We start from the raw sequence: 24,479 nt of genomic DNA, 5'->3' as shown, positions 1-24,479 counted from the left end.
CGAGGGGCCGGTCCGAGAGATCGGCGTGAGAGATGCCTGACGAGACCCCTCCCCTGAACCTCGGCGAACAGCTGCTGGAGCAGTTCCTGACCGCGGGCCGCACCCTCGATCCGGGGGAGGCGCCGCGCTTCGCCGAGCAGTACACCCGGGCGCTGGGCCTGGGGGCGGCGGCCGTCTACCTGGCCGACATCCAGCAGCACCGCCTGGTGGCGCTCGCCGACGGGCCGGACCTGCCGATCGACGGCACGCTGGCGGGCTGGGCGTTCCGGACGGGTTCGATGCGGGTGGCCGAGGACACCGGGGCGGGGCTGGTGGCCTGGTTCCCGCTGACCGACGGCGCCGAGCGGCTGGGCGTGCTGGGGTTGCGCACGGCGTCCCTGGACCGGGAGGCGGTGCGGCGCTGCCGGCTGCTGGCCTCGGTGCTCGCCATGGTGATCACCTCCAAGCGCGACACCAGCGACAGTTACGCGCACGGCACCCGGGCGGACACCATGAGCCTGCCGTCCGAGCTGCTCCGGGCCTTCCTGCCGCCGCGCACCGTCTGCACCGACCGGGCGATCTCCACCGCCGTCCTGGAGCCGGCCTACCGGCTGGGCGGGGACGCGTTCGAGCACTCGCTGGCCGACGGGGTGCTGCACGCCGCGGTGCTGGACGCGATGGGCCACGACCTGGCGTCCGGTCTGACCGCCGCGCTGGCCCTGGGCGCCTGCCGCAACGCCCGCCGCAACGGCGCCGACCTGCCGGACCTGGTGGACACGATCGACGAGGCGCTGCACGCCTGGTTCCCCGACCGCTTCGCCACCGGCGTGTTCCTGCGCCTGGACGTCGCCACCGGCACCCTGCACTGGGCCAACTGCGGCCACCCGCACCCCCTGCTGATCCGCTCCGGCGAGGTGGTTCCCGGCGCGCTGGACGGCCCGGGCGAACTGCCGCTGGGGCTGAGCCACTACACCGGCGCCCCGCGGACGGTGCGGACCTTCTCGCTCAAGCCCGGTGACCGGCTGCTGATCTACACCGACGGGGTGGTGGACGCGAAGGGCTCCAACCACGAGTTCTTCGGCCTGGCCCGGTTCACCGACTTCGTGATCCGGGCCGCCGGTGCCGGTGAGACGGCGCCGGAGACCCTGCGCCGGTTGATGCACGCGATCCTGGAGCACCAGGACGAGGGGCTCACCGACGACGCGACCATCATGATGATCGAGTGGCAGCCGCTCTCCCCGCCGCTCCTGGACGACACCCGTCCGCGCACCTCCCCCTGGTGAGCGCCCGGCCCGCCCCTTCCCGTCCCTCCCCGCCCCGGCCTCCGGCCTGATCGCGGATCACGGCACGGGCACGGGCACGGGCACGGACGCGAACGCGCCGGCGGCGGAGGCCGTGTGCCTCCGCCGCCGGCGTCGTCGTCATGGGTGCCGCGGGTGCGCTACCAGCGGTACCAGCATCCGCGACCGCCGGTCGCGTTGGTGCTGCGGGCGATGAAGCCGACCAGCCACACGACGAGCACGACGACCGCGACCCACCACAGGATCTTCACCGCGAAGCCCGCGCCGAACAGCAGCAGGGCGAGGAGCAGGACCAGCAGGAGCGGAACCACGATTTGTCCTCCTTGGTTGGCCTTATTTGGCATTTACGTCGGTACGACAGCCGTCTGCCCGGTGATCGTCCGCTCATGCCGAGGCCGGTACGAAAATCCGTCCGATCCGCTCCGGCCGGTCCGCTCCGGGGGCGGGGCCCGTCAGTTCCCGGCGGCGGGCGGCGGGAAGCGGTCCCAGACCCGGTGCCCGGCGAGCAGGTCGGCGACGTCGCGCAGGACCTGCACCGGGTCGGTGCCGAAGACGATGCCGGGACCGTCCGCCGGGAGGCCGGCCGCGGTGAGGACGTCGCGGGCCCCGCCCCAGCCGCCGATCGCCTTGGCGTGCCGCCAGGCCTCGCCGAGCAGCAGGACCAGCCGCGGGTCGAGGGTGGTGTGCGGGCCGGCGGCGCGGGCGTCCCGGGCGGGGGCGGCGTCGGCGGCGGGGCCGGGGACGTCGGCCAGCAGGACGGCGTCGAACTCGACCGAGCGGGCGGTGGCGAAGCTGCGCTGCACCCGGGCCGGGTCACCGCCGGTGGGGGCGACCACCAGGGGCACCAGGTCGGCGGCGAGTGCGGCCTCCCGGAGGGCGTCGAGGACGGCGGGGTCGGTGTCGGGCCCGGCGAGGATGCCGACGGTGCGGCCGGCGATCGGCCACTCGTGGCCGAGCTGGGAGAGCGCGGGGCTGGGCTCGACCGGTCCGTCGGCGGCCCCGGTCTCCGGGACGGGCAGGCCGAGGGCGTGGGCGACCTCGGCGCACAGCCGCCGGTCGATCCGGGCCAGGACCCGCAGGTTGCGTTCGCGGACGGCCGGTTCGGTGCACTTGCCCAGCTCGAAGCTGTAGGCGTTGATGATGTGCTCCTGCTCGACGGCCGTCATGCTGGCCCAGAAGAGCCGGGGCTGGCTGAAGTGGTCGTCGAACGAGGCGGGCGCCTCCCGGACCTTCCTGGCCTCGGGGACGGGCTGCGGGTGCTCGATGAAGGCGTGCTGGTCGGCGCCGGCGAAGAACGGGCAGCCGCCGTCCAGCGAGTTGGGCTTGTAGGGGGCGACGCCGGAGTGCACGGCGTCCTGGTGGAAGCCGTCGCGCAGCATGTCGTTGACTGGCGCGTGGGTGCGGTTGATCGGGATCTGGGCGAAGTTGGGGCCGCCGAGCCGGGTGATCTGGGTGTCCAGGTAGGAGAAGAGCCGGCCGGAGAGCAGCGGGTCGTCGGTGATGTCGATGCCGGGCACCAGGTGGCCGGGGTGGAAGGCGACCTGCTCGACCTCGGCGAAGAAGTTGGTCGGGTTGGCGTGCAGGGTCATCAGGCCGAGCGGCTGCACGGGGACCAGTTCCTCGGGCACGATCTTGGTGGGGTCGAGCAGGTCGATGCCCTGGAAGGTCTGCTCGGGGGTGTCGGGCATGACCTGGACGCCGAGCTCCCACTGCGGGTACGCGCCGGCCTCGATGGCGTCGTACAGGTCTCGGCGGTGGAAGTCGGGGTCGGCGCCGCCGATCAGCTGGGCCTCGTCCCAGGTCAGCGAGTGGACGCCGAGCTTGGGCTTCCAGTGCCACTTGACCAGGCTGGTGGAGCCGTCGGGGGCGGTCAGGCGGAAGGTGTGGACGCCGAAGCCCTCCATCGTCCGGTAGGAGCGCGGGATGCCCCGGTCGGACATGTTCCACAGGGTGTGGTGGGTGGCCTCGGTGTGCAGCGAGACGAAGTCCCAGAAGGTGTCGTGGGCGGACTGCGCCTGCGGGATCTCCCGGTCGGGGTGCGGCTTGGCGGCGTGCACCACGTCCGGGAACTTGATCGCGTCCTGGATGAAGAACACCGGGATGTTGTTGCCGACCAGGTCGAAGACGCCCTCGTCGGTGTAGAACTTGGTGGCGAAGCCGCGGGTGTCGCGGACGGTGTCGGCGGAGCCGCGCGAGCCGAGCACGGTGGAGAACCGGACGAACACGGGGGTCTTGGCCCCGGCGGCCAGGAAGCCCGCCTTGGTGAGGCCCGCGCCCGTGCCGTAGCTCTCGAACACGCCGTGCGCGGCGGCGCCGCGGGCGTGCACCACGCGCTCGGGGATCCGCTCGTGGTCGAAATGGGTGATCTTCTCGCGCAGGTGGTGGTCCTGGAGCAGGACGGGGCCGCGCGGTCCGGCCTTCAGCGAGTGGTCGGAGTCGGGCAGCCGGGCGCCCTGCGCGGTGGTGAGGTAGGCGCCGTCCTGGGCCCGGACCGGACCGTCCGTCCGCGGGCCGCGGCCGGTCGCCGAGAGGGGCGTGGGCGCGGCCTGGTCGGGCTTGGGGGGCAGGGGCGGGCGCGGCTCGACGGGTTCCTCGACCGTGGGCTCACCGGCGGTCGGCTCGCCGGGGAGGTCGGGGCGGGTGTCGTCGGCAGTCATGGGTGTCCTTTCGGAACGCGGGCGTCATGGGGCGTTACCGGCTCGGCTAACCGGTCGGCCCCGAACAGAAACGGACGAATGTCCCCAGGTATCTCTTATCGCCCCGTTTCCTCCCCTGCACCTCGGGCAGGCGCAACGCGATCAGACAGCCGAGGAGAGGTGGCGGCCGTGGAGCGGACGGATTTCGCGGACCGGGCGGCGCTGGTGACCGGCGGTTCGCGCGGGCTGGGCCTGCTGGTCGCGGAGGAGCTGGCCCGGCGCGGCTGCCGGGTCGCGGTCTGTGCCCGCGACGGCGCCGAACTGGCCGCCGCGGGGCGTCGGCTCGGGCGGCTGACGACCCGGTGGGCGGCGCTGGAGTGCGACCTGTCGGTGCCGGGCGCGGGGCGGGCGGTGGCCGCGGAGGCGGCCGAGCGGCTGGGGCGTCCGCTGGACGTGCTGGTGAACAACGCGGGGGTGATCCAGGTCGGGCCGCTGTCGGCCCTGGCCGAGGAGGACTTCCGCCTCTCCTGGGACGTCATGGTGGCGGCCCCGCTGGAACTGGTGCTGGCGGTGCTGCCGGGCATGCGCGAGCGCGGCACCGGGTCGGTGGTGAACATCGCCTCGATCGGCGGGCCCGTCCCGGCACCGCACCTGCTGCCGTACGTGACGGCGAAGGCCGCGCTGGCGGCGTTCTCCCGCGGGCTGCGGGTGGAGCTGGCGGGCACCGGGGTGCGGGTGACCACGGTGGTGCCGGGGCTGATGCGGACGGGTTCGCACCGGGCGGCCCGGTTCTCCGGCCGGGCGCCGCTGGAGTACGCCTGGTTCGGCGCGGCGGCGAGCATGCCGCTGCTGTCGATGGACGCGGGCCGGGCGGCGCGCCGGATCGTGCGGGCCGCCGAGCGGGGCCGGCCGGAGCTGGTGCTGACCCCGGCCGCGAAGCTCGCGGTGCGCCTGGAGGGAGTGGCCCCGGCGACGTTCGGGGCGCTGCTGGGCGCGGCGGGCCGGCTGCTGCCCGGCCCGGGCCGGGTCGCCGAGCACGACCTGTCGGGCCAGGCCGCGGCCGGGCGCACGGGCCGGCTGGTGCCGGTCCTCACCGCGCTCGGCGATCGGGCCGGCCGTCACACCAACGAGCCCGGCCCGCGAACGAGTTGACCGATCCCCACGGAAGGAGCGCGCGATGCGTGCGGTGACCTGGCAGGGCAGGCGGGACGTCAAGGTGACGGAGGTCCCGGACCCCCGGATCCAAGAACCCTCGGACGTGCTGGTGGAGGTGACCTCGACCGGCCTGTGCGGCTCCGACCTGCACCTGTACGAGGTGCTCGGACCGTTCCTCGACCCGGGCGACATCCTGGGCCACGAGGCGATGGGCGTCGTCCGGGAGGTCGGCGGCGCGGTGGGCTCGCTGAGCCCGGGCGACCGGGTGGTGGTGCCGTTCAACGTCAGCTGCGGCACCTGCCGGATGTGCGCCAAGGGGCTGCACTCGCAGTGCGAGACCACCCAGGTGCGCGAGTACGGCAGCGGCGCGGCGCTGTTCGGCTACACCAAGCTGTACGGCCAGGTGCCGGGCGGCCAGGCCGAGCTGCTGCGCGTCCCGTTCGGCGACACGCTGCCGGTGAAGGTGCCGGCGGGGCCGCCGGACGACAGGTTCGTCTTCCTCTCCGACGTGCTGCCGACGGCCTGGCAGGCCGTCGAGTACGCGGCGGTGCCGCAGGGCGGCACGCTGCTGGTGCTGGGGCTGGGCCCGATCGGCGAGATGTGCGTGCGGATGGCGCTGCTGCGTCCGGGCATCCGGCAGGTGATCGGCGTCGACCTCGTCCCGGAGCGGCTCCAGCGGGCCCGGGAGCGCGGCGCGGTGGTGCTGGACCTGAACGACCGGCCCCAGCTGCTGCCGCAGGCGGTGCGCGACCTGACCGACGGGCTGGGTCCGAACAGCGTGATCGACGCGGTCGGCATGGAGGCGCACGGCTCCCCCGTCGCGTCCGTGGCGCAGCGGATGACCGGCCTGCTGCCGGACGCGCTGGCCCGGCCGCTGATGCAGAAGGCCGGCCTGGACCGGCTCCAGGCCCTGCAGCTGGCGATCGAGCTGGTGCAGCGCGGCGGCACCGTCTCGGTGTCGGGCGTCTACGGCGGCGCGGCCGACCCGCTGCCGCTGCTGACCATGTTCGACAAGCAGATCCAGTTGCGGATGGGCCAGGCCAACGTGCGCCGCTGGACGGACGAGCTGCTGCCGCTGCTGACCGACGAGGACCCGCTGGGCGTGGACTCCTTCGCCACCCACCACCTGCCGCTGGACGAGGCGCCGGAGGCGTACGCGATGTTCCAGCAGAAGCGCGACGGCGCGATCAAGGTGCTGTTCAAGCCCTGACCGACCGCGCCGCCGCACCGCCGCCCCGGCCGAGACCGGGGCGGCGGTGCGGCGGTCCGGGTCAGGCGGCGCGCAGCGCGGGCAGCAGTTCCTTCTCGGCCCAGTCGGTGAACCCGGGCTGGCTGTCGCCGCCGACCTGGATCAGGGCGAGTTCGTCGAACCCGGCCTCGGCGTAGGGGCGGACGGCCTCGAGGAAGTCCTCGACCCGGTCGCCGCACGGGATGGAGGCGGCGACGTCCTCGGGGCGGACGTACTGGTTGGCGGCGGCGAAGCCAGCGGTGCCGGGCAGGTCGGCGTTGACCTTCCAGCCGCCGCCGAACCAGCGGAACTGGGCGTGCGCGCGGGCGATGGCGGCGTCCCGGTCGCGGTCGAAGCAGATCGGGACCTGGCCGACCGAGGGTTTGCCGGCTCCGCCCGCCTCGGCGAAGGCGGTGAGCAGTTCCCGCTCGGGCTGGACGGCGATCACCAGGTCGGCGAGCCGCCCGGCGGTGGCGCAGGAGACCGGCCCGGAGACGGCGACGCCGATCGGGGGCGGCTGGTCGGGCAGGTCCCACAGCTTGGCGCCGTCGACCTGGAAGTGCCGTCCGTGGTGGGTGACGTACCCGCCGGCGAACAGCGCCCGGATGATCTCCACGGCCTCGGCCAGCATCTCCTGGCGCACCGCGACGGGCGGCCAGCCGCGGCCCACCACGTGCTCGTTGAGGTTCTCGCCGCTGCCCAGCCCGAGCCGGAAGCGCCCTTCAGAGAGCAGTTGCACGGTGGCGGCCTTCTGCGCCACCACCGCCGGGTGGTAGCGGACGGTCGGGCAGGTGACGTAGGTCATCAGCGGCAGCGTCTCGGTGGCCTGGGCGACCGCGCCGAGCACCGCCCAGGCGTAGGGGGCGTGGCCCTGCTCGTCCAGCCAGGGGAAGTAGTGGTCGGAGATCACCGCGAAGTCGAACCCGGCCCGTTCGGCGCGGACCGCGTCGGCGACCAGGTCGCGCGGGCCGCGCTGCTCCGTCATGAGGGTGTATCCGATGCGCATGGTGGTTCCTCTCGGGACTGCTGCGGTCAGCTCGCGGTCAGCAGTTGCGGGGCGAGCGTCTTGATCAGGGTGTTGGTCCAGCGCAGTTGGCGGAGCGTCTGCGGGTGGCAGCGGCTCGCCAGGTCCAGCAGTTCGCCGTCCCGGCCGGCCTGCGCGGCCTGGGCGAGCATCTCCCAGTGCAGCGAGTTGCGGGTGGCGGCGAGGTGCAGCGCGGTCAGGGTCTCCAGCAGGTCGGGGAGGCCGTCCGGCCGCGGGGCGAGGTCCTCGGCGGCCTTGCGGCGCAGCCGGGTGAGGGCGGCGGGGTCGCGGTCGGCGGGCAGGTGCAGGTCGCGGGCGGCGGCGGTGGCGGCGATCAGGCGGGCGTGCTCCGCGGACCAGCGGGCGGTGTCGGTGGCGACGTGGTGGAACTCGTGCTCGGCGCGGTGGTCCCCGGCGGCGGCCAGCAGGTCGTCCCGGAGGGCGAGTTCGCCGTCGTGCAGGGTGCGCAGGACGGCTTCGACGGGGTTCACGGGGTGGCCTCCGGTGCGGGTTCGGGCCGCTGGTCGGCGAGCGCGGCGGGGCCGCCGGTGGTGGGGGGTGCGGCGGCGGGGTCGGCGGGTGCGGAAGCGGTGGTGGTGGGGGCGGGCGCAGGGGTACCGTCGGCGGGGGCGAGCCGGGTGAGGCGGGCGGCGGCGGTCTTGTAGAGGGGCTGTTTGGAGACCGGGTCCCAGTCGGTGACGGTGGTCTCGTTGGCGGCGCGCCCGCCCTCGGGGCCGGGGCCGGTGCGGCCGGGGGTGTCCCAGTAGCCGTAGTGGAAGGGCAGGAAGAGCAGTCCGTCGCGCAGCGCGGTGACCCGCAGCCGGGCCCGGACGGCGCCGCGCGGGGTGGCGACCTCGACCAGGTCGCCCTCCCCCAGGCCGCGCCGGCGGGCCTCCCCGGCGCCGATCTCGACCCACATCTCGGGGGCGGCGGCGTCGAGTTGGGGGACGCGGCCGGTCTTGGTGCGGGTGTGGAAGTGGTAGAGGGTGCGGCCGGTGGTGAGTTGCAGCGGGTAGTCGTCGCTGACGTCCTCGTGCGGGGGCAGGTACTCGGCGGCCTTGAGCACCGCCTTGCCGTGGGGGTTGAGCGCCCGGTACTCGGTCTCGGAGACGGAGGCGCCGGTGACCAGGTCGCGCCCGTAGCTCTCGCAGGTGTCGGGGGCGGCCCAGCTGATGCCGTCGGTGTAGAGGCGTTCGGTGCCGTCGGGGTGGTCGGCGTCGCAGGGCCACTGGACGCCGCCGCGTTCGCGCAGCAGCTCGTAGCTGAGGCCGGTGTAGTCGCAGGGGCGCCCGGCGGAACAGCGCTGCCAGGCTTCGAACGCGCCGCGCGGGTCGTGCCAGCCGATCAGCGGGGCGCCGTCGCGGTCGCGGAAGTCCATCCGGCGGGCGTAGTCGAGCAGGATGGCGAGGTCGGGGCGGGCCTGTCCGGGCGGCTCGACGGCCTGTTCGCACAGGTGGACGGTGCGGTCGGCGTTGGTGAAGGTGCCGGTCTTCTCGCCCCAGGTGGCGGCGGGCAGCACCACGTCGGCGAGCAGCGCGGTCTCGGTCGGGTAGAGGTCCTGGACGACGGTGAACAGGCCCTCGGAGCGCAGGAGTTCGCGGATCCGGGCGAGCTCGGGCAGCGAGACGGCCGGGTTGGTGCCGGAGATCCACAGCAGCTTGATCGAGCCCTGCTCGGCGTACCGGAAGATCTGCATCGCGGGGGTGGGCGGGCCGTGGTGCGGGATGCGGTCCACGTCCACGTTCCACAGCTTCGCGAGTTCGACGACGTGCTGCTCGTTCTCCCAGTTGCGGAAGCCCGGCAGGTCGCCGTCGGCGCCGCACTCGCGGGTGTTCTCGGCGGTGGGCTGGCCGTTCATCTGGAGCACCCCGCAGCCGGGGCGGCCGAGCATGCCGCGCACCAGCTGGATGTTGTTCACCTGGACGGCGGCGGCGGTCGCCTGGTGCGACTGGTAGACGCCCTGGAGCACGGTGGAGAGCAACGCCCGTGCCTCGCCCAGCAGTTCGGCGGCCCGTTCGATCTCCCGGGCGGGCACGTCGCAGATCCGCGCGGCCCACGCGGGCGTGCACCTCGCGACGCCGGCGGCGAGTTCCTCGTACCCGACGGTGTGCGCGTCCACGTACGCGTGGTCGATCCGGTCGGTGCGGACGAGTTCGTGCAGCAGCGCGTTGAGCAGCGCGACGTTGGTGCCGATCCGGGGGGCGAGGTGCACCTCGGAGCGGGCCGCGACGGGGGTGGGCCGGGGGTCGACGCACAGCAGCCGGGGCGGGGTGGGCCCGGCGAGGCGGTCCAGCACCCGCATCCACAGCACCGGCTGGGTCTCGGCCATGTTGTGGCCGTACAACGCGAGCGTGTCGCAGTGGTCGACGTCGGTGTACGAGGCGGGCTGGCCGTCGCAGCCGAAGGTCTCCTTGAGCGCCTCGGCGGCGGTGGCGGTGCACAGCCGGGTGTTGCCGTCCAGGTGGTTGGTGCCGATGCCCGCGCGGGCGATCACCGCGAGGGTGTAGTACTCCTCCAGGAACAGCTGCCCGGAGGTGTAGAAGCCGATCGAGCCGGGGCCGTGGGCGTCCAGCAGGTGCCTGGTCCGGTCGACGACCAGGCCCATCGCGGTGTCCCAGTCGCTCTCCTCCAGGCGGCCGTTCCGCCGCACCAGGGGCACGGTGAGCCGGTCGTCGGCGTGGTTGGCCTGCCAGCCGAACAGGTCCTTGGGGCCGAGCCGCCCCCGGTTGACCCGGTCGTCCGCCCGGCCGCGCACCCCGACGATCCGGCCGTCGCGCACCGCGACGTCCATCGCGTCGCCGTTGGAGTGCAGCAGCGAGGCGGTCGGCACCCAGCGGTCCACGCCCGTCCCGGTCAGGTGGGTGTCGCGGCGCACCGGCCACGGCTGCCCGGGTCCGTACGGGGTGCGGTCGCCCCAGGGTTCGGCGATCCGGTCGATCCGTTCTCGCATGCTCCACCTCCGTGCTCTGCTGTGCTGCGTGCTCGTGCTGGGTGTTCCGTGCCGGGTGTCCCGTGCTGCGTGCGCCGCACTCCGTCCGGCGGCTGCCGCGTGTACCCGGGGGGGCGGCCCGGTATGCGCCGGGCGGTCAGGGGCCGAGCAGGTCGAGGACGGCCCGTTCGGCGGCCGGGCCCGGGGCCGGGTCGGGCAGGGCGTCGGCGATGGTGACGCCCCGGTCGTACAGCTCCAGCAGGCGCGGGTTGATGTAGGAGGCCCGGCACACGGCCGGGGTGTTGCCCAGGTGGTCGGCGACCTCCCTGACCACCCGGGCCACGGCGCGGCGGCCAGGCCCCGACCGGGAGCCGGCCAGGCCGACGGCGGCGAGGACGGTGGCGTGCCAGGTGCGGAAGTCCTTGGCGGTGGCGTCGGTGCCGGTGTGCTCGCGCAGGTAGCCGTTCAGGTCGGGGGCGGTCAGGGGGTGCCAGCACCGGCCCTCCCAGTACGCCCACAGCGCGGGGTCCCGGTCGGCGCGCCGCCGCAGGGCGCGGACGGTCCGGGCGGCGGCGGTGTCGGTGAGGGTGAGTTCGCGGTGCCGGCCGGACTTCGCGGTGTACGAGAAGTGCAGGCGGTCGCCGCGCACGGTGCTCTGCGCGCGCAGCAGCGTGGTGAGGCCGTGCGAGCCGTTGGCCTCGCGGTAGGCCGGGGAGCCGATCCGGAAGAAGCCGAGGTCGAGCAGGCGCACCGCGCAGGCGGCGACCCGGTCGTGCCGCAGGCCGCGCAGTTCGAGGTCGGCCGCGAGGCGGGCGCGCAGGGCGGGCAGGGTCCGGGCGAAGGCCAGGACGTGGTCGTGCTTGGCGGCCTCGCGCCGGGCCCGGAAGTCGGGGTGGTAGAGGTACTGGCGGCGCCCGGCCTCGTCGGTGCCGACGGCCTGGAGGTGCCCGGTGGGTTTCGGGCAGATCCACACCTCGGTCCAGGCCGGGGGGACGGCGAGCGCCCTGATCCGGGCCAGGGCGGCGGGGTCGCGCAGCGGGGTGCCGTCGGTGTCGCGGTAGGAGAAGCCCCGGCCCTGCCGTCGGCGGCTCCAGCCGGGGGCGTGCGGGTCGCTGGTGGTCAGCCGTCCCATCGGTGCCTTTCGCTCGGGGGGGTCGGGCCCGGCCCGTTCAGCCGCCGGGCCGCAGGTGGTCGCGCAGCAGCCGCAGGGCGGCTTCGACGGCGGCGGCCCGGATGTCGGCGGGGCGGTCGGTGGGTGGTTCGGGCCGGGCGGTGCGGGTGCCGCCGGGGCCGCTGACGGCGACGTGCACGGTGCCGACGGGCCGGCCGTCGTGCGGGGCGGGCCCGGCGACGCCGGTGGTGGCCAGGCCGTAGGTGGCGTGGGTGCGGGCCCGGACGCCCTCGGCCATCTGGGCGGCCACCTCGGGGTGGACGGTGCCCTGGTCGGCGATCAGGGCCTCGTCCACCCGCAGCAGGCCGCTCTTGACCTCGGCCGCGTAGGCGACGACGCCGCCGAGGAACACCCCGCCCGCGCCGGGGGCGTCGGCGAGGACGGAGGCGAGCCGTCCGGCGGTCAGCGACTCGGCGGTGGCGACGGTGTGGCCGGCGGCGGCGAGCGCGGCGGTGACCTGGCGGGCCAGCACGGCGCTGTCCGGCAGAGCGGGGCGGGGGGTGCCGGTGCTCATGTCTCGCGGGCGACCTTGACGGTCTTCAGTTCGGAGTCGGCGCTGTCGGGGACGAGCATGCCCGCGTCCAGCCCGGTGCGCAGGTAGTCCAGGACGGCGTCGTTCAGGCGCTCGCCGGGGACGACGGCGGGGATGCCGGGCGGGTAGGGGGTGAGCATCTCGGCGGCGATCCGGCCGGACGCCTTCTCCAGCGGCACGTGTTCGGTCGGCCCGAAGAAGGCGTCGCGCGGCAGCGCCTCCTGGTCGAGGCGCAGCTCACCGGGGTCGGGGACGTCCACGGTGGTGGCCGGGCGCAGGGTCGGCGCGGCGGCGACGAGTTCGCGCAGGCCGTGCAGCAGGGCGTCGGCGGTGGTGCTGTCGTCGGCGTGGGTGAGCTGGGCGCTGATCCGGCGGTGGTCGCAGACGTGCAGGGTGAGCTGGTGGTGGGAGCGCAGCCAGTCGCCGGCCCGGTAGCCGGTGGTGCCGAGCGCGGAGATGTCGATGATGACCTGGAGCGGGTCGAGGTCGGCGGCCAGTTCGGGGCCGCAGAAGTCGTCCCGGCCGTGGACGTGCAGGCCCTCGACGGCCTCGATCCGCTCGCGGACGTCGGCGGCGAGCGTCAGGGCGGCCCCGTACAGCTCGCGGCCGTGCTGGACCATCTGGCGGCGCCAGCCGTCGAGCGCGGCGTACACCAGCACGGAGGGGCTGGTGGTGCCGAGCAGGTCCTCGCGCTGCTTGAGGACGTCGGGGGCGACCAGGTCGCCCTGGAGGTGGAAGACCGAGCTCTGTTCGAGGGCGGAGCCCATCTTGTGCACGGAGGTGACGCAGACGTCGGCCCCGGCGTCCATCGCCCACTGCGGCAGGTCGGGGTGGAAGGGCAGGTGCGCGCCCCAGGCCTCGTCCACGATCAGGGGCTTCCCGGCGGCGTGGCAGACCTCGGCGATGCCCTCCAGGTCGGCGCAGGTGCCGTACGGGGTGGGCGAGGTGACCAGCGCGCCCTTGACGTCGGGGTGCCGCTCCAGGGCGGCGCGGAACGCCTCGGCGCGCGGCGGGTGGGCCAGGTGCAGGTTCGCGTCCCAGGACGGGTCGACCCAGACCGGGCGGATGCCGGCCAGGATCAGCCCGGCCACCACGGACTTGTGGGCGTCCCGGCCGACCAGCAGTTCCTCGTGCGGCCCGGCGACGGAGAGCATGGCGGCCTTGACCGACAGGGAGCTGCCGCAGGTGGAGAAGAAGGTGTGATCGGCGCCCACCGCCTCGGCCATCAGTGCCTGGGCGTGCGGCAGGATGCCGCGCGAGTCGGTGCGGTCGTCGAGGCCGCCGCTGGCCAGCACGTCGGAACGGAACACGTCCGGCCCGAGGGCCCGCAGGACCCGCGGGTCGGCACCCCGCCCCTGCTTGTGCCCGGGCGGGGTGAACACGGTCAGCGGGTTGGCGTGGAAAGCTGCGAGGGCCTCGAGCACCGGCGCTTGTGACTGGTCCATGCGGCGCGTGTGCCCCCGGCCGGGACGGCGAAACCGGGCGGAACCGGACGGCGGCCCGGAACCTGACGGCGGCTCGGCGGCGGGCGGCGGTTCAGCGGCGGACGGCGGTGACCAGCCAGGCGGCGGTGCGCAGCCGGACGCCGTCGGGGCCCTGGTGGGGGGTGAGGGCGGTGGTGAAGGCGGCGTGGACCCGGGGGGCGGCGGCGTCCGGGTTCCCCGGGTCGAGGAGGGTGAGCAGGTGCCGGCCGGGGCCGGAGCCGAGCAGCAGGTCGGCGGCGTCCTCGGCGTCGTGCCCGAAGCGGCCGGCGGCCTCGACGGGTTCGGTGCGGACGCGGTCGAAGCCGGCCGCGTCGAGGACGCGGCGGACGAGGGCCGGGTCGGCGAGCGAGAACATGCCGGGGCCGTCGGCGGGCCCGGGCTCCTGGGCGGGGACGCCGAGCAGTTCGCGGACGGTGTCGTACACCGCGATCCACTCGGTGCGGGCCGGGTCGGCCATGCAGACGAAGGCGAGCCGACCGCCGGGGCGCAGGGCGCGGGCGACGTTGGCGAACGCGGCGACCGGGTCGGCGAAGAACATGGTGCCGAAACGGCTGATCGCGGTGTCGAAGGCGGCGTCGGGCAGCGGGTGGACCTGGGCGTCGCCCTGTTCGAAGGCGATCCGGTCGAGACCCTCGGCGGCGGCGAGGGCGCGGGCGGTGGCGAGCATCGGGCCGGAGAGGTCGAGGCCGAGGGTGGCGGCGGCGGTGCGGGCCGCGAGCCGGGTGGTCCGGCCGGCGCCGCAGCCGATGTCGAGGACGCGGCTGTCGGCGCCGATCGCGGCGGCGTCGAGCAGGGGCCGGTCGAAGCCTTCGTTGACGGCGTTCCAGCGGTCCTGGTGGTCGCTCCAGTGGCGGCCCTCGGCGCCGTTCCAGGCTTCGGACTGTGCGGTGTTCACCGGTGCGGACATGGAGTCCCCCTGTCGGGAAGGCTAGGATGGGCATCTGCCCATACCCAGCGTATGGGCGAGTGCCCATACCGGCAAGGCCCCCACCGGGAGGACCCGAATGTCACCGCGCGGCGTAGCGATCCCCGACGTCCGGGAGCGGCTGTTCGCCGCGGCCGGACGGGTGCTCTCCCGGGAGGGCCCGACCGGGCTGACCAACCGCTCGGTCACCGAGGAGGCCGGCTGCGCGAAGGGGCTGCTGTACAACCACTTCGCCGACCTGGACGACTTCGTCGCGCAACTCGTCCTGGACCGCTTCGCGAAGGTCGCCGCCGAGGTCGCCCCGCTGCCCGGCCGGGCCGGGCGGGGGGACGTCCGGGAGAACCTGGCCCGGGCGGCGCTCGTCCTGCTCGGCGCGAACGGACCGGTGATCGCCGCCGCGGCGCTCTCCCGCCCCGGCGCGGCCGAACGGGTCGGGCGGGCCTGGCGGGACGGCGCGCCCGGGCCGGGCGCGGTGGAGGGCGCGATGACCGCGTACCTGGAGGCCGAGCGCGGCCTCGGCCGCCTCTCCCCCGGCGCCGACTGCCCGATGCTGGCGCTCGCCCTGGTCGGCACCGTCCACCACCTGCTGATGCACGGTCACGCCGGGACGGACGACCGCCCGGAGCTGATCCGCCGTCTGGTCGCCGCGCTGGTACCGGCACCCGAAGGGGGTAGTACCGCGGTACCACCGGGCGGCGAATGATCGTCCCCGGGTGCCGCCGTCCCGGCCCGCGCCGCGCCTAGCGTGGCTACGAGGCGGTCGGGACGGTCCCGGCCGGGTGGCGGCAGGGAGCGGGCCGATGATCGAGGCGCAGCAGTTGACGAAGCGTTACGGCGAGAAGACCGCCGTCGACGGGCTGGACTTCACCGTGAGACCGGGCAGCGTGACCGGGTTCCTCGGCCCGAACGGCGCGGGCAAGTCCACCACCATGCGGATGATCGTCGGACTGGACGCGCCCACCTCCGGGTCGGTGCGGGTCGACGGCCGCCGCTACGCCGAGCACGCCGCGCCGCTGCAGGAGGTCGGCGCGCTGCTGGAGGCGAAGTCGATCCACCCGGGGCGCTCGGCGTTCAACCACCTGATGGCGCTGGCGCACACCCACGGCATCCCGCGCTCCCGGGTCGACGAGGTGATCGGCCTGACCGGCCTGGAGTCGGTGGCGAGGAAGCGCGCCGGGGCGTTCTCGCTGGGCATGGGGCAGCGCCTGGGCATCGCGGCGGCCCTGCTGGGCGACCCGGCCACGGTGATGCTGGACGAGCCGGTCAACGGCCTCGACCCGGAGGGCGTGCTGTGGATCCGCAACCTGCTCACCGGCCTGGCCGCCGAGGGGCGGACGGTGTTCGTCTCCTCGCACCTGATGAGCGAGGTCGCGCTGGTCGCCGACCACCTGATCGTGGTCGGCCGGGGCCGGCTGCTGGCCGACACCACCGTGCGGGAACTCGTCGCGCAGGCCGGCGGGGACCGGGTCACGGTCGCCTCCGCCGACCCGGCGAAGCTGCGCGGGCTGCTCACCGGGCCCGGGGTCGAGATCACCGGCCGGAGCGGCTCGGAGGAGCTGGAGGTGACCGGCCTGACGGCCCGCCGGATCGGCACCGTCGCGGCCGAACACGGCATCGCGCTCTACGAGTTGGCCACCCGCACGGTCTCCCTGGAGCAGGCCTTCATGGACCTGACCCGGGACGCCGTGGAGTACCACGGCTCCACCACCACCACCGCCGAGACCCCGAGGAGCGCCGCGTGAGCACCATCGCCCCCACCCCCGCCGCGCCGGCCGCCGCCGAGCGCCCCGCCCGCCCGCCGTACGAGGTCACCGCCGTCCGGGTGCTGCGCTCGGAGTGGGCGAAGGCCTGGTCGCTGCGCTCGACCTGGATCACCCTGGGCCTCGGGCTGTTCTTCCTGGTGGCGTTCGGCGTGATCGCGGCCTACCAGTTCAAGTCCCGGCTGACCTCCGGCCGCCCCATGGACCGGGACTTCGCCGACGCCGACGCGCTCAGCCTGTCGCTGTTCGGCACCAACTTCGCGCAGCTCGCCCTCGGCGTGCTGGGCGTGCTGATCGCGGCGGGCGAGTACTCGACCGGCATGATCCGCTCCACGCTGGCCGCGGTGCCGCGCCGGCTGCCGGTGCTGTGGGCGAAGGCCCTGGTGTACGGGGTGGTCGCGCTGGTGCTGGCCACCGCCGGGGTGTTCGTGGCCTTCCTGCTCGGCAGCGGGATCCTCTCCGGCACCCGGGCGGCGCTGACCCTCTCGGATGCCGGGGTGGTGCGCGGCCTGCTCGGCGCGGGCCTGTACCTGGCCCTGGTCGGCGTGATCGGCGTCGCGCTGGGGATGCTGCTGCGCTCGATCGCGGGCGGCATCTCGGTGCTGGTCGCCTCGCTGATGCTGGTGCCCGGCCTGGTGTCGCTGCTGCCGAGCTCGTGGCACGACCACATCAGCCCGTACCTGCCGAGCAACGCGGGCCAGGCGGTGTTCGCCCTGCACCACGACAGCACCACGCTGTCGCCGGGCGCCGGGCTCGCCGTGTTCGCGCTGTGGACCGCGGCCGCGCTGGCCGGCGGCGCGGTGCGGCTGCTGCGGCGCGACGCCTGACACACTGACCTGCCCGCCGCCGCGGTGCCCGGACGGCCGTCCGGGCACCGCGGCGCACCCCGTCCGACCACCCCGGGGGCTTCCCGTGCACGATCCGGTCCGAACCGACCACGCCGCGGGCGCCGAGGACGCGCCGCTGCCGGGCCATCCGCTGCTCGACCGGCTGGCCCGGGCCGGGCAGCGCCTGCGCGGGCCCGCCGCCCGGCGCCCCTGGCTGCTGGACGCCGCCGTGGTCGTCCTCTCCTACCTGGCGTTCTGCGTCCCCGACCTGGTGCACGGCGACGGCGACGGCCCGCGCGGGCACCGCGTCGCCTTCACCCACCTGCCGCTGCCCGCCGTACTGGCCTTCCAGGCCGCACTGCTGCTGCCGCTGCTGTGGCGCCGCCGCCGGCCGGCGGCCGCGTTCGCCGCGGTGACGGCCGTGTTCCTGCTCCAGTGGTCACTCGGCGCGGCGCTGCGGGCGGACGCGGCGCTGCTGCTCGCGCTGTACGCGCTGGCCCTGCACGGGCGGCTGCGGGACCTGGCGTGGGCCTGCGCGGCCTGCGCGCTCGGCATCGGCCTGGTGGCGGCCCGGCTGTCCTCGGCGGTGTCGGTGTGGGACGTGCTGTTCTTCCTGGCCGCCGCGGTGACCGCCGCCGTCGCGCTGGGCATCGCGGTGCGGGTGCGCCGCGCCCAACTGGCCGGGCTGCGCGAGCGAGCCGCCCGGCTGGAGGTGGAGCGCGACCAGCGCAGCCGGCTGGCCGCCGCGAGCGAACGCGCCCGGGTGGCCCGGGAGATGCACGACATCATCGGCCACAACCTGTCGGTGATCATCACCCTCGCGGACGGCGGCGCGTACGCGGCCCGCTCCGCCCCCGAACGCGGGCAGGAGGCGCTGACCCTGATCGGCGACGCGGGCCGGCAGGCGCTCGGCGAGCTGCGCCGGATGCTGGGCGTGCTGCGCGAGCACGGCGCCGGCCCCGAACTGGCCCCGCAGCCGGGCGTCGCCGACCTGGACGAGCTGTGCGGCCGGATCCGGGCGGCGGGCCCGGAGGTGCTGCACCGCACCGAGGGCGCCCTCGAAACGCTGGACCGCGGCGTCCAGCTGACGGTCTACCGGATCGTCCAGGAGGCGCTGACCAACACCCTCAAGCACGCCGGGCCGCGGGCCCGCGCCCGGGTCACCGTCTCGCTCGCGGGCACCCGGCTGCGGGTCCGGGTCGACGACGGCGGGCCGCCCGGCGGCGCCCCCGCGCCCGGCGCGCCGCCCGGCGAGGGGCAGGGTCTCACCGGCATGCGGGAGCGGGCCGCGCTGTACGGTGGCACCGTCTCGGCGGGGCCGGCCCCGGGCGGCGGCTGGTCGGTGCTCGCCGACCTGGACGTCACGCCCGTCGCCGCCCTCCCGGCCCCCGCCCCCGCTCCCGACCCGTCCGCACCGCCCGCTTCTCCCGCACCGCCCGCGCCGCCCGCCCTCGACCCGATCGGAGACCCGGCGTGACCACCGTCCTGATCGTGGACGACCAGCCCCTGCAGCGCTTCGGCTTCCGGATGCTGCTGGAGAGCCAGCCCGACACCTCGGTCGCCGGGGAGGCCGGGCACGGCGCGGAGGCGGTCCGGCTGACCGCCGAACTGCGCCCCGACGTGGTGCTGATGGACATCCGGATGCCCGGCATGGACGGCATCGAGGCGACCCGGCTGATCGTCGCCGCCGGCGGCCGCTCCCGGGTCCTGGTGCTGACCACCTTCGACCTCGACGAGTACGCCCACGCCGCGCTGCGCGCCGGGGCCAGCGGCTTCCTGCTCAAGGACGCCCGCCCCGAGGAACTGCTCTCGGGCGTCCGCGCGGTGGCCGGCGGCGACGCCGTGGTGGCCCCCGCCGTCACCCGCCGCCTGCTCGACGCCTACGCCCACCACCTGCCGGCCCGTCCCCCCGGCCCGGTCGACGACGACCCCCGGCTGGCCGCCCTGACCGGCCGGGAACGCGAGATCCTGCTCGCCGTCGGCCGGGGCTGGAGCAACGGCGAGATCGCCGAACGCCTGGTGCTGTCCGAGTCGACGGTCAAGACCCACGTCGGCCGGGTCCTCGCCAAGATCGGCGCCCGCGACCGGGTCCAGGCCGTGATCTTCGCCTACGACCTGGGCCTGACCCGCCCCCACCCGCCCGGGTAGCCCGGGGGTCCGCCCGCCCGGCGGTCCGGCCGCGCCCGAGGGGGCGGGGGGCCGGAAGTGCCTCCGGGTCGGCTCGGCTACCCTTCAGCGCGCCCCGTCGACGCGGGGGCCCGTCCGGGCGCGGTGCCCGGACCGGGAGGGGAAACGGGAGACGGACGACGTGGACGAGCAGGAGCGGTCGGGGGCGGAGCGGCCGCCCGCGCCGACGAAGCGGCCGGTGCCGGTGTGGCTGCGCGGGCGGGCGGCGCGCTGGGGCGGCGGGATCGCGGCGGCGGCGCTGCTGGTCGGGGGCGGGGCGGTGGCGGTCGCGGCCGCCGGGCACCACGGGCACCACGGCGGAAAGGTCTCGGCCCGCGACGGCGAGCGCGGCGAACACGACGCGCGCGGCGGGAAGCGGCACGAGCGGGGCGGACGCGACTGGCGGGCGGGGCGCTCCGGCGAGGGCCGTTCCGGCGGCGAGGCGCGGCCCGACCACCGTACGGATCGACGGGACCGGCCGGGCCCCGGCGCCCCGGCCCCGCTGCCCCCGCTCTCCGCCGCCGACGCGGTGGCGAAGGCGACCGCCGCGGTACCCGGCGGTCGGACCGAGTCGCTGCGCCCGGCCACCACGGACGGCGGCGGCCGGGCCTGGCAGGTCGTGGTGCTCGGCCCGGACGGCGTGCGGCACCTGGTGACGGTCGACGGCGTCGACGGCACGCTGACCGGCAACACCGTCCTCGGCGGCTGACACCCGCCGCCCCCGCCGCCCTCCGCCAGGCCCGGGCGGCTGCCGGGCGGCGTCCGGGCGGCTGCCGAAGGACACTCCGAGCCCTTCGGCAACCGTCCGGCGCGCCTGGCCCATCCTGGTCCTGACGGTGCCGCCCGGCCCCGGCGCTCCCCGGAAAGGCGCGACGATGCTCCCCCGTTCCCCCCGATCCCACCGCCGGGCCGGGGTCCGATGACCGACCCGTCCCCGCGCCGCCCCCGCTCCGCCCGCCCCGCCCTGCTCGCCCCGGCCTGCGGCGGGGCGTTCGCGCTGCTCACCCTGGCGGTGGCGGTGCACGGCTGGATCCCGTTCGCCTTCGAGGCGGCCGCGGTGCGCTGGGGCGTGACGCACCGACCGCCGGTGGCCCGCTCGCTGGCGGTGGCGGTCACCGCGCTGGGCACCGACGTCTTCCCGTACCTGCTGGCGCTGGCGGCGGGCGCGTTCTCGGTCCGCTCCCGGCGCCCGTCCGGGCGCCGCCGGAGGACCCTGGTCCTGCTCGCCCCGGCGGTCTGGCTGGCGGCCGGACAACTGCTGCGGCAGGCCCTGATGCACGGCTTCGCCCGACCACGGCCGCCCGCGGCGGGCTGGGCCTTCGACGCGTCCGCCTTCTCGTTCCCGTCCGGCCACGCCTTCACCTCCGCCCTGTCCGCCGGCCTGCTGGCGGCGGCGGTGTCCCGGGCCCGGCCGTCCGCGACCCGCGCCGCGGCGGCGGGGGCCGCCCTGTTCGCCGCCGCGATCGGCTTCACCCGGGTCTTCCTGGGCGTGCACTGGCCGCTGGACGTCCTGGGCGGCTGGCTGCTGGCGGGGGGCTGGCTCTCGCTGGGCGCGGCCCTGCTGCCGAGGCTCCCGGCCGGGCTCAGGCCGGTTTGCGCCACACCGAGACGTGCTTCGCGGAGTCCTGGGTGAACGGGGCGCCGTCCCAGTCCGCGACGCGGCGTTCCGGTTCGAGGCCGGCGATCCGGGCCATCAGGTCGAGCTCCGCCGGCCAGGCGTACCGGTGGCGGGAGGCCTCGCGGCGGTAGCGGCCGTCGTCGCCGTCGCGGGTGAGGTGGTGCGAGACGAGGACCTGCTCGACCAGGTCGAAGGTGTCGAAGCCGAGGTGCCGCTCGGAGACGTCGAACGGGACCGCGACCTGGCCGGGCGGCAGGAACCGCAGCGGCGGCACGTGCAGTTCGACGACGAACCGGCCGCCGGGGGCCAGGTGGCGCGCGGCGTTGCGGAAGCACTCGACCTGCTCGTCCTGGGTGAGCAGGTTCGAGATGGTGTTGTAGACGAGGTAGACCAGGGTGAACTCGCCGGGGACGACGGTGGTGGCCATGTCCCCGATGACCACCGGGAGGGTCTCCTCGTCGACCTTGCGCCGCAGCACCGCCGCCATGTGCTCGGACAGTTCGATCCCGGCCACCGGCACGCCGCGCTCCCGGAGCGGGACGCCCACCCGCCCGGTGCCGATGGCGAACTCCAACGCCCGGCCGTCCCCGGCGAGTTCGGCCAGGAAGGCGAGGGCCGGTTCCAGGGCGGCGGCCGAGGAGCCCTCGGCCTCCTCGGCGTCGTAGCGCTCGGCGGTCTCACGGTTCCACAGTTCGCTGCTCGTCACGGGCGTCCACTCTGCCGGGGGCGGGAGGCGCTGTCGACGCATTTGCCCCCGGCTTTGTCCCCGGCTTTGCCCCCGGCGCCCGGCCGCCCCGGTGGTAGGGTGCGCCGACCGTGACCCGCCGGGAGGGCGGGAACCGCCGTGCGCCGACTCCGCCCGTCCGTCGGCCGAGGGACCGGAGGCCCACGTGCCCGTCGAGCTGCGCCGCTCCACCGTCCTGACCCCGCAGGTCCGGCAGGGGTTGCTGGAGGTGTACGCGGACGTGCGGGCGCCGCTGCTCCACGAGCCGAACTACCGGGTCGAGGCGTTCGCCGAGCGCCTCGACCGGCACGCGGGCGGGGCGGGGTTCGCACTGGTCCTCGGCCACGACGGCGGCGCGCCGGTCGGGTACGCGTACGGGAACACCGTGGGGCCCGGTGACGAGTACTGGGGGCGGCTGGCGGGGCCGCTGCCGGCGGGGTTCACCGACGAGCCGGTGCTCGCGCTCCGGGAGATCGGGGTCCGGGGCCCGTGGCGGGGCACGGGCGCGGCGCGGCGGATCCACGACGCGCTGCTGGCCGGCCGGCCGGAGGGGCGGGTCTGCCTGATGGTCAATCCGCTGGCGGGGGAGGGCCGGGTGCGGCGGGTGTACGAGGGGTGGGGGTACGTGCCGTTCGGTGCGCAGCCCGCGTCGGCGCTGTCGCCGGAGCTGGTGGCGATGGTCCGTCCGACCGGCTGAGGTCCGGGCCGGCGGCGGGGGTCAGCGGGAGGTCGCGGCGAGCAGGTAGCGGTGCTCGGGGCGGCCGGTGTCCCCGTAGCGGAGGGAGAGCCGCAGGCGGCGGTCCTGGGCGAGCTGTCTGAGGTAGCGCTGGGCGGTGGAGCGGGAGAGGCCGGTGGCGTCGGCGACTTCCTGGGCGGAGAGCGGGGCGGCGGCGCGGCGGAGGGCGGCGAGGACGAGGTCGGTGGTGGGGGCGCTGTGGCCCTTGGGGAGGTGGGGGGCGGGGGCGGAGCCGGTGCGCAGGGCGGCGAACATCCGGTCGACCTCGTCCTGGGAGGTCTCCCGGGCGGCGGGGCCGGCGAGGGCGTGCCGCAGGTCGGCGTAGGCGGTGAGCTTGTCCCGCAGTCCGGCGAAGGTGAAGGGTTTGACCAGGTACTGGAGTGCGCCGTGCTGCATGGCGGCGTGCACGGTGGAGACGTCGCGGGCGGCGGTGACCATCATGACGTCGCAGCGGATACCGGCGTCGCGCAGGCGGCGGACCAGGGCGAGGCCGGTCTCGTCGGGCAGGTGGTGGTCGAGCAGGACGAGGTCGGCGGGGGCGCGTTCGAGGGCGGCGCGGGCCTGGGCGGCGCTGTGCGCGGTGCCGGTGACCCGGAAGCCGGGGACCTTGGCGACGTAGGCGGCGTGCACGTCGGCGACCCGGAAGTCGTCGTCGACCACGAGGACGTCGATCATGCGTTCTCCAGGGCGGGATCGGTGGTGCGCAGGGCTTCGGGCAGTTCGACGGTGAAGCGGGCGCCGCCGAGCGGGCCGGTGCCGACGGCGAGGCGGCCGCCGGTGCGTTCGGTCAGGCGGCGGACCAGGGCGAGGCCGAGGCCGCGGGGGCGGTGGGCGGGGGCGTCCTTGCTGCTCCAGCCCTCTTCGAAGACGCGTTCGCGCAGCTCGGGCGGGACGCCGGGGCCGCTGTCGGCGACTTCGACCAGCAGGGTGGTGCCGGCGGTGCGCAGCCGCACTTCGACGGCGCCTCCGGGGGCGGCGTCCATCGCGTTGTCGACCAGGTTGCCGACGACGGTGACCAGGGCGCGGGCGTCGACCAGGGTGTCGGGCAGGTGGCTGTCGGGGGTGACGGTGAGGCGGATGCCGCGTTCCTCGGCGACGGCGGCCTTGCCGGTGAGCAGGGCGGCGGTGTGCGGGTCCTGGACGTGGCGGCCGATCCGGGCGGCGCGGGCGGTCTGGGTGCCGGACTGTTCGGAGATGAACGCGGCGGCCTGGTCGTGGCGGCCGAGTTCGAGCAGTCCGAGCAGGGTGTGCATCCGGTTGGCGTGTTCGTGGTCCTGGGCGCGGAGCGCTTCGGTGAGGCCCCGGGTGTGGTCCAACTCCCTCACCAGGGATTCGAGTTCGGTGCGGTCGCGGAGGGTGGTGACGGCGCCGCCGTCGGCGGTGGCCATCCGGTTGACGACCAGCACGCGGTCGTCGCGGACGGCGGGCAGGTCGGTGCCCCCGACCCGGCCGGTGAGGACGTCGGCGAGCCGGCCGGGCGGCAGCAGTTCGTCGACGGTGCGGCCGGTGCAGTCCTCGGGCAGGGCGAGCAGGCGCAGCGCCTCGTCGTTGGCGAGCCGGATCCGCCCGGCGGCGTCGAGGGCGAGCATGCCCTCGCGGATGCCGTGCAGCATGGCTTCGCGCTCGATCAGCAGGGCGGCGATGTCGGCGACGGCGATGTTGTGGGTGCGGCGCTTGAGCCGGCGGGCCAGGGCGAGGGTGGCGGCGAGGCCGACGACCAGGCCGGCGCCGGCGCAGAGCAGGATGCCGCCGGCCATCGAGACCAGCCGGCCGCGGATGGAGTCGTCGCTGAGGCCGACCGAGACCTCGCCGACGATCCGGCCGTCGGCGAGCCGCAGCGGGACCTTGCCGCGGGCGGTGCGGCCGAGGGTGCCGTCCTGGATGGCGGTGACGCTCTCGCCGCGCAGCGCGGGTTCGGGGTCGGTGGAGACCCGCAGGCCGATCCGGGCCGGGTCGGTGTGCGAGAGCCGGATGCCGCGGTCGTCGGTGATGACGACGAACTCGGCGCGGCTGGCGTGCCGGATCCGTTCGGCGATGTCCTGCGCGGTGGCGGTGTCGCGGTCGGCGGCGGCCCGGGCGACGTCCGGGTCGGTGGCGGTGACCTGGGCGATGGACAGGGCGCGCTGCATGGCCTCGCGGTCGAGTTCGGCGCTGACCGGGGCGAGGAACAGGCCGGCGGTGACGGCGGTGACGGCGACGGTCACCACGGTCTGGCTGAGCAGCAGCTGGGCGAACACCCGGCGCGGCCAGTGCGGCCGGAGCGTTCGTCTCATCGCGGTGTCCT

General features: G+C 75.7%; 23 protein-coding genes. 11 read left to right on the top strand and 12 right to left on the bottom strand.

The annotated features are described in order from the left end of the window. The first annotated feature begins 32 nt into the window (after positions 1–32). Complete coding sequence (locus tag OO48_RS16135) at positions 33–1,262, top strand: PP2C family protein-serine/threonine phosphatase (RefSeq protein WP_033216688.1); 1,230 nt, start codon at positions 33–35, stop codon at positions 1,260–1,262. Positions 1,263–1,420: 158 nt separating this feature from the next. Here the strand turns inward: OO48_RS16135 and OO48_RS16130 are convergent, their stop codons facing one another. Together OO48_RS16130 and OO48_RS16125 are read right to left on the bottom strand one after the other, a co-directional pair. Continuing rightward, positions 1,421–1,591, bottom strand: coding sequence for a hypothetical protein (locus OO48_RS16130; protein ID WP_033216686.1), 171 nt, complete (start codon positions 1,589–1,591; stop codon positions 1,421–1,423). Positions 1,592–1,732: 141 nt separating this feature from the next. Further along, positions 1,733–3,937: a catalase gene (locus OO48_RS16125; protein WP_033216684.1), complete on the bottom strand. Its 2,205-nt coding sequence runs from the start codon at positions 3,935–3,937 to the stop codon at positions 1,733–1,735. A gap of 168 nt (positions 3,938–4,105) precedes the next feature. Between OO48_RS16125 and OO48_RS16120 the strand changes: the two genes are divergently transcribed. Both OO48_RS16120 and OO48_RS16115 read left to right on the top strand, forming a co-directional pair. Then, positions 4,106–5,068, top strand: coding sequence for an SDR family NAD(P)-dependent oxidoreductase (locus tag OO48_RS16120; RefSeq protein ID WP_280842421.1), 963 nt, complete (start codon positions 4,106–4,108; stop codon positions 5,066–5,068). A gap of 25 nt (positions 5,069–5,093) precedes the next feature. Next, positions 5,094–6,281, top strand: a complete 1,188-nt coding sequence (locus OO48_RS16115) for an alcohol dehydrogenase catalytic domain-containing protein (protein WP_033216680.1) — start codon at positions 5,094–5,096, stop codon at positions 6,279–6,281. 61 nt (positions 6,282–6,342) lie between these two features. On the opposite strand, the gene OO48_RS16110 is transcribed toward OO48_RS16115, so the two are convergent. The 7 genes from OO48_RS16110 to OO48_RS16080 all read right to left on the bottom strand — a co-directional run bounded on the left by OO48_RS16110 (position 6,343) and on the right by OO48_RS16080 (position 14,346). Next, the gene (locus OO48_RS16110) at positions 6,343–7,305 is read right to left on the bottom strand and encodes an LLM class F420-dependent oxidoreductase (protein WP_033216678.1); all 963 of its coding nucleotides are present in this window, start codon (positions 7,303–7,305) and stop codon (positions 6,343–6,345) included. Between the two features lie 26 nt (positions 7,306–7,331). Then, positions 7,332–7,814: a hypothetical protein gene (locus OO48_RS16105; RefSeq protein ID WP_033216676.1), complete on the bottom strand. Its 483-nt coding sequence runs from the start codon at positions 7,812–7,814 to the stop codon at positions 7,332–7,334. Then, positions 7,811–10,273: a molybdopterin oxidoreductase family protein gene (locus OO48_RS16100; RefSeq protein WP_033216675.1), complete on the bottom strand. Its 2,463-nt coding sequence runs from the start codon at positions 10,271–10,273 to the stop codon at positions 7,811–7,813. The genes OO48_RS16105 and OO48_RS16100 overlap by 4 nt, the downstream gene beginning before the upstream one ends. A gap of 136 nt (positions 10,274–10,409) precedes the next feature. After that, positions 10,410–11,384: a DNA topoisomerase IB gene (locus OO48_RS16095; protein ID WP_033216674.1), complete on the bottom strand. Its 975-nt coding sequence runs from the start codon at positions 11,382–11,384 to the stop codon at positions 10,410–10,412. Between the two features lie 37 nt (positions 11,385–11,421). Next, on the bottom strand, positions 11,422–11,937 hold the full coding sequence (locus OO48_RS16090; protein WP_051732193.1) for a CinA family protein: 516 nt from the start codon (positions 11,935–11,937) through the stop codon (positions 11,422–11,424). Further along, positions 11,934–13,400 (bottom strand): aminotransferase class I/II-fold pyridoxal phosphate-dependent enzyme, encoded by a 1,467-nt coding sequence (locus tag OO48_RS16085; RefSeq protein WP_033216671.1) that lies wholly within the window; start codon positions 13,398–13,400, stop codon positions 11,934–11,936. The genes OO48_RS16090 and OO48_RS16085 overlap by 4 nt, the downstream gene beginning before the upstream one ends. A 91-nt stretch (positions 13,401–13,491) precedes the next feature. After that, positions 13,492–14,346, bottom strand: coding sequence for a class I SAM-dependent methyltransferase (locus tag OO48_RS16080; protein WP_033216669.1), 855 nt, complete (start codon positions 14,344–14,346; stop codon positions 13,492–13,494). 97 nt (positions 14,347–14,443) lie between these two features. Here OO48_RS16080 and OO48_RS16075 point away from each other — a divergent pair, with 97 nt between their 5' ends. From OO48_RS16075 to OO48_RS16045, 7 genes are all read left to right on the top strand, one after another. After that, positions 14,444–15,067, top strand: coding sequence for a TetR/AcrR family transcriptional regulator (locus OO48_RS16075; RefSeq protein ID WP_033216667.1), 624 nt, complete (start codon positions 14,444–14,446; stop codon positions 15,065–15,067). Positions 15,068–15,164: 97 nt separating this feature from the next. Continuing rightward, positions 15,165–16,106, top strand: a complete 942-nt coding sequence (locus OO48_RS16070; RefSeq protein ID WP_033216666.1) for an ABC transporter ATP-binding protein — start codon at positions 15,165–15,167, stop codon at positions 16,104–16,106. Next, positions 16,103–16,951, top strand: coding sequence for an ABC-2 transporter permease (locus OO48_RS16065; RefSeq protein WP_033216665.1), 849 nt, complete (start codon positions 16,103–16,105; stop codon positions 16,949–16,951). The genes OO48_RS16070 and OO48_RS16065 overlap by 4 nt, the downstream gene beginning before the upstream one ends. Positions 16,952–17,087: 136 nt before the next feature. Continuing rightward, entirely contained in the window at positions 17,088–18,428 is a 1,341-nt protein-coding gene (locus OO48_RS16060) for a sensor histidine kinase (protein ID WP_209439490.1), read from the top strand. Further along, positions 18,425–19,099 carry a response regulator gene (locus OO48_RS16055; RefSeq protein ID WP_033216664.1) on the top strand — a complete coding sequence of 225 codons (675 nt, stop codon included), beginning with the start codon at positions 18,425–18,427 and terminating at the stop codon, positions 19,097–19,099. The genes OO48_RS16060 and OO48_RS16055 overlap by 4 nt, the downstream gene beginning before the upstream one ends. 160 nt (positions 19,100–19,259) lie before the next feature. After that, positions 19,260–19,826 carry a PepSY domain-containing protein gene (locus tag OO48_RS16050; RefSeq protein ID WP_033216661.1) on the top strand — a complete coding sequence of 189 codons (567 nt, stop codon included), beginning with the start codon at positions 19,260–19,262 and terminating at the stop codon, positions 19,824–19,826. A gap of 210 nt (positions 19,827–20,036) precedes the next feature. After that, positions 20,037–20,750 carry a phosphatase PAP2 family protein gene (locus OO48_RS16045; protein WP_051732191.1) on the top strand — a complete coding sequence of 238 codons (714 nt, stop codon included), beginning with the start codon at positions 20,037–20,039 and terminating at the stop codon, positions 20,748–20,750. Here the strand turns inward: OO48_RS16045 and OO48_RS16040 are convergent. Further along, the gene (locus OO48_RS16040; protein WP_033216659.1) at positions 20,701–21,441 is read right to left on the bottom strand and encodes a class I SAM-dependent DNA methyltransferase; all 741 of its coding nucleotides are present in this window, start codon (positions 21,439–21,441) and stop codon (positions 20,701–20,703) included. The genes OO48_RS16045 and OO48_RS16040 overlap by 50 nt on opposite strands. Before the next feature lie 184 nt (positions 21,442–21,625). Between OO48_RS16040 and OO48_RS16035 the strand changes: the two genes are divergently transcribed. After that, positions 21,626–22,156, top strand: coding sequence for a hypothetical protein (locus OO48_RS16035; RefSeq protein ID WP_033216656.1), 531 nt, complete (start codon positions 21,626–21,628; stop codon positions 22,154–22,156). Between the two features lie 21 nt (positions 22,157–22,177). Here OO48_RS16035 and OO48_RS16030 read toward each other — a convergent pair whose 3' ends face one another. Next, a complete protein-coding gene (locus OO48_RS16030) occupies positions 22,178–22,870 on the bottom strand; it encodes a response regulator (RefSeq protein ID WP_033216654.1) in 693 nt (230 codons plus the stop codon). Beyond that, complete coding sequence (locus OO48_RS16025) at positions 22,867–24,468, bottom strand: sensor histidine kinase (RefSeq protein ID WP_051732190.1); 1,602 nt, start codon at positions 24,466–24,468, stop codon at positions 22,867–22,869. Before OO48_RS16025 ends, OO48_RS16030 begins: the two co-directional genes overlap by 4 nt. Between the last annotated feature and the right edge of the window lie 11 nt (positions 24,469–24,479).

The sequence above is a fragment of the Kitasatospora phosalacinea genome, from assembly GCF_000716545.1.
Classification (GTDB): Bacteria; Actinomycetota; Actinomycetes; order Streptomycetales; family Streptomycetaceae; genus Kitasatospora; species Kitasatospora phosalacinea.
Note: the sequence above shows the minus strand (reverse complement) of the source record. Positions and strands in the feature narration are given on the sequence as shown.

Bases quoted from the DNA above. Each gene is read 5' to 3' on its own strand.
- OO48_RS16135 (WP_033216688.1), top strand. From the start codon at position 33: ATGCCTGACGAGACCCCTCCCCTGAACCTCGGCGAACAGCTGCTGGAG.
- OO48_RS16125 (WP_033216684.1), bottom strand. From the start codon at position 3,937: ATGACTGCCGACGACACCCGCCCCGACCTCCCCGGCGAGCCGACCGCC.
- OO48_RS16115 (WP_033216680.1), top strand. From the start codon at position 5,094: ATGCGTGCGGTGACCTGGCAGGGCAGGCGGGACGTCAAGGTGACGGAG.
- OO48_RS16110 (WP_033216678.1), bottom strand. From the start codon at position 7,305: ATGCGCATCGGATACACCCTCATGACGGAGCAGCGCGGCCCGCGCGAC.
- OO48_RS16100 (WP_033216675.1), bottom strand. From the start codon at position 10,273: ATGCGAGAACGGATCGACCGGATCGCCGAACCCTGGGGCGACCGCACC.
- OO48_RS16095 (WP_033216674.1), bottom strand. From the start codon at position 11,384: ATGGGACGGCTGACCACCAGCGACCCGCACGCCCCCGGCTGGAGCCGC.
- OO48_RS16090 (WP_051732193.1), bottom strand. From the start codon at position 11,937: ATGAGCACCGGCACCCCCCGCCCCGCTCTGCCGGACAGCGCCGTGCTG.
- OO48_RS16085 (WP_033216671.1), bottom strand. From the start codon at position 13,400: ATGGACCAGTCACAAGCGCCGGTGCTCGAGGCCCTCGCAGCTTTCCAC.
- OO48_RS16080 (WP_033216669.1), bottom strand. From the start codon at position 14,346: ATGTCCGCACCGGTGAACACCGCACAGTCCGAAGCCTGGAACGGCGCC.
- OO48_RS16075 (WP_033216667.1), top strand. From the start codon at position 14,444: ATGTCACCGCGCGGCGTAGCGATCCCCGACGTCCGGGAGCGGCTGTTC.
- OO48_RS16070 (WP_033216666.1), top strand. From the start codon at position 15,165: ATGATCGAGGCGCAGCAGTTGACGAAGCGTTACGGCGAGAAGACCGCC.
- OO48_RS16045 (WP_051732191.1), top strand. From the start codon at position 20,037: ATGACCGACCCGTCCCCGCGCCGCCCCCGCTCCGCCCGCCCCGCCCTG.
- OO48_RS16030 (WP_033216654.1), bottom strand. From the start codon at position 22,870: ATGATCGACGTCCTCGTGGTCGACGACGACTTCCGGGTCGCCGACGTG.
- OO48_RS16025 (WP_051732190.1), bottom strand. From the start codon at position 24,468: ATGAGACGAACGCTCCGGCCGCACTGGCCGCGCCGGGTGTTCGCCCAG.